General features: G+C 63.9%; 3 protein-coding genes. All 3 read left to right on the top strand.

Features of this window, described 5'->3' with window-relative positions:
* Positions 1-266: 266 nt before the first annotated feature.
* Positions 267-1,592 carry a pitrilysin family protein gene (locus EOA75_RS29995; RefSeq protein ID WP_245307551.1) on the top strand — a complete coding sequence of 442 codons (1,326 nt, stop codon included), beginning with the start codon at positions 267-269 and terminating at the stop codon, positions 1,590-1,592.
* Positions 1,589-2,440 carry a patatin-like phospholipase family protein gene (locus EOA75_RS30000; RefSeq protein ID WP_067325128.1) on the top strand — a complete coding sequence of 284 codons (852 nt, stop codon included), beginning with the start codon at positions 1,589-1,591 and terminating at the stop codon, positions 2,438-2,440. Before EOA75_RS29995 ends, EOA75_RS30000 begins: the two co-directional genes overlap by 4 nt.
* Before the next feature lie 461 nt (positions 2,441-2,901).
* Positions 2,902-3,970, top strand: a 1,069-nt coding sequence (locus EOA75_RS30005) for a VCBS domain-containing protein (protein ID WP_206517065.1), incomplete at its 3' end; no start/stop codon positions are given.

The raw sequence follows: 3,970 nt of genomic DNA on the forward strand, positions 1-3,970 counted from the left end.
GTGCTCGACCGCTCGACGACCGGCTATCTCCTGCCGCAACAACAGGCGGGGAATTGATGATGAGCATGGAACGCGGACGAATGGGCGCTCCTTCCCTTCTCCCCTTGTGGGGTCCGAAGGACGGGGCGAGACCCGTGGCTCGCCCCCGGGCGGTGGACGCGAAGCGGCCGGATGAGGGGCGCCCCAGCTGGGCGATATGCTCCTCCGTCTCGGCGCTGTGCGCCGATCCACCTTCTCCCACAAAGGGAGAAGGTGGGGTCTACCGTATCGTCGCAACCCTCTGCTTTGCCCTATTCTTCCTGCTCTTGCCGGCGCTGGCCGCCCACGCGGAGATGAACATCCAGGAGGTGAAGTCGAAGAAAGGCATCACCGCCTGGCTGGTGGAAGACCATTCGATCCCGCTGGTTGCCATCCGCTTCGTCTTCGACGGCGGCACCGCGCAGGACCCTGCCGGCAAGGAAGGTCTGGTCAATCTGATGAGCGGCCTGTTCGACGAGGGCGCCGGCGACCTCGACAGCGAGGCCTTCCAGTCGAAGCTGGACGACGCCGGCGCCGAGATGAGTTTTCAGGCTGCACGCGACGGCCTTTATGGCTCGATGCGCATGCTGTCCGATCAAAAGGACGAGGCGTTCGGCCTGCTGAAGCTGGCGGTGAACAGCCCGCGCTTCGACCAGGCGCCGATCGACCGCATCCGCGCCCAGATGCTTTCGGGCATTCTCGCCAATGAGCGCGACCCCAACACGATCGCCCAGCAGCGCTGGCTGCGCGCGATCTATGGCAAGCATCCCTATGCGCGGCCGGATGAGGGGACGAAGGAGAGCCTGGCCACCATAACGGCCGCCGACCTCAAGGCCTTTCGCAAAGCGAGTTTCGCGCGCGCCGGCCTGCATGTGGCGGTGGTGGGCGACATCGACGCCGCCACGCTCTCCGGCAAGCTGGACGAGGTGTTCGGCGACCTGCCGCAGACGCAGACGCTGGCCCAGGTGGCGGACGTGTCGCTGAAGCTCGGCCAGCAACTGGAAGTGAACTACGATCTGCCGCAGACCTCGCTGCAGCTTGCCTGGCCCGGCGTCAAACGGAGCGATCCCGATTTTTACGCGGCCGTGCTGATGAACGAGATCCTCGGCGGCTCGACTTTCACGTCGCGGCTTTACGAGGAGGTGCGCGAGAAGCGCGGCCTTGCCTATAGCGTCAGCTCCGATCTCGTCGATCACGAGCATTCCAACGCGCTGCTGGTCACGACGGCGACGCGTTCCGACCGCGCCGCCGAGACGCTCGCCATTGTGCGTCAGGTGGTGAAGGAGATGGCCGAGAACGGCCCGACCGAGGAGGAGCTCGCGGCGACCAAGAAATACATGATCGGCGCCTACGCCATCAACAATCTCGACTCCTCCAGTTCCATTGCCGCGACGCTGGTCGAGCTGCAGCTCGACGATCTCGGCATCGACTACATCAGGCGCCGCGCCGCGCTGATCAATGCGGTGACGCTTGCAGACGTCAAGGCGGCGGCAAGGAAGCTTCTGTCGGCCGACCCGGCGATAATGGTGATCGGACCGCCGCTGGTGCAGGTGGCGGGAGCCCGCAAGGGATGAGCCCGACCTTCGCGGTTGCCTTCGGCGGCGGCGGCGCGCGCGGGCTGGCGCACATTCACGCCATCGAGGCGTTGGACGAGCTAGGGATCAAACCGGTGGCGATCGCCGGCTCCTCGATCGGCGCCATCATGGGCGCCGGCATGGCCGCCGGCATGCGAGGGGCGGAGATCCACGAGTACAGCCGCTTGATCCTCGGCAGCCGCGCCGAGGTGGCCGCGCGCATGTGGCGCTCGCGGCCGGGCACGATCGCCGAGGCCATGCAGGGCGGTATCCGCGTCGGCCAGTTCAATATCGAGCGCATCCTGAAGGCCTTCCTGCCTGACGCCATTCCGGCGACCTTCGAAGAGCTGAAGATTCCGCTCAAGGTGACGGCGACCGACTATTTCGGCCACAAGCTCGCGGTGTTCTCGCAGGGCGATTTGCAATCGGCGCTGGCGGCCTCGGCCGCCATTCCGGCGGTGTTCCGCCCGGTGATGCGCGACGACCGATTGCTGATCGATGGCGGCATCTACAACCCGGTGCCCTTCGACCTGGTCGAGAAGGATGCCGACATCATCATCGCCATCGACGTGGTCGGGGCGCCGAGCGACGTCGAACGCAAGCATCCGACCACGGTCGACCTCATGTATGGCGCCACGCAGCTGATGATGCAGTCGATCATCGCCAACAAGCTGCGACAGCATCCGCCGGATATTCTCATCCGCCCGGCCGTCTCGAAATACCGCGTGCTCGATTTCCTGAAGATCGAGACGCTGATGGCCGACACCGTCGAGATCAAGGACGAGCTGAAACGCGCCGTCGAGAAGGCGGTCGCCGAGCGCGGCGGCAAGCTCGGCAAGGCCGTGTGAGAGGTGGGACAGGCCTGATCCGCTACGTGGAAGGACCGAGTTCTATTTGCCTGTGCGATGCAGTTTATCCATGTCTGCGTACAAGTACGCATTTTGTCATTAACTCTTCTTCGAATTCGACATTGACGCGCGCTGCGGTAGAGTTAATAATATCCTAATATATAGGGTAGCGCGAATAATCTCCCGACCGGCAACAACGAGTTTCGGCGCTACTGGGGTAGGGGAAAAGCAACGCGGCGATCATCGCCGTCGTAGCCATCACCATCGAGCCACCACCTGTCTGTGAACCGCCTTGGGCTGGCCGTTCACGGCCGGACCGTCGGGTTGCGCCTGGTTGCATGGCACTCTGATCCTTTCCTCTCCCCGTCAGACTGGGCGCCGATTCGTCGGCATGGGGTAGTCAGCCGTCTCGGACGGCCAACGAGCAGGCGCGGAGCGCGTCTGCCAGGGGGATGAAAATAATGGCTACGCAAATCTCCGGTGCCGGCGGCACCACGACGTCGTTCTCCAACACGCCGCAGGCACAGGGCGATGTCTTCAACTACACGGAAGACAACGTGGTCATCGTGTCCGCATCCCAATCCATCATCCTATTGGACGTTTTGGCGAATGATTTGGGCGGCAATGCCAAGACCCTCTATTCGATCGACGACGGCACGTCCGCATCGACGGCTACGAAGCAATACGCGCCGATCGACCTGACGACCCAGGATGCGCAGGCAACCGGCATCTCCGCCTGGGAAGACATCGGCGGCGGCGTGCTGATCCGCATCAACAACGGCAAGGTCGAGATGAACCTTAGCGGTTATCTCGCGCAGCACGGCTTCACGAGCCTGCAGGCGCTCGGAGCCGGCGACCACATCAACGAGACTTTTACCTACGCAATCAAGCTCGGCAATGGAACGTTGAGCTGGGCGAGCGTCTCGGTCAACATTCAAGGCACCAATGACGGCGCCACCATCACAGCGGCGCCGGGCGCGGACACGACTGTGGTGGAAGCTGGCGGCGTCGCCAACGGCACGCCCGGCGACCCCGGCGCACATGGTCAGCTGATCATTTCGGACGTTGATGCCGGCCAGAACCATTTTCAGGCACCGCCGAGCCTCCAGGGCATGTACGGCACCTTCACTTTCGATGCGACGACGGGAGCGTGGACCTACGCGCTGAACCAGGCACTTGCCGACCCGCTGACGCAGGGCCAGAATGTCACCGACACGTTGACCGTGACATCCGCGGATGGCACGGCGAATTACAACATCGTCGTCAATATTACCGGCACCAACGATGCCGCGGTGCTGTCGGCCGATGTGAGGAACCTGACCGAGACCGATGCGGCCGCCGACATATCGAGCAGCGGCCAGCTGACCATCTCGGATGTCGACAGCCCGGCGACCTTCGTGGCTCAGGCCGGCACGGTCGGGACCTACGGCACCTTCGCCATCGATGCCGCCGGCGCCTGGACCTACACGGCCTCCTCGGCGCACAACGAGTTCGCCGCCGGCACCACCTACACCGACACCTTCGACGTGG

It is taken from the genome of Mesorhizobium sp. M1A.F.Ca.IN.022.07.1.1 (assembly GCF_003997575.1).
Classification (GTDB): Bacteria; Pseudomonadota; Alphaproteobacteria; order Rhizobiales; family Rhizobiaceae; genus Mesorhizobium.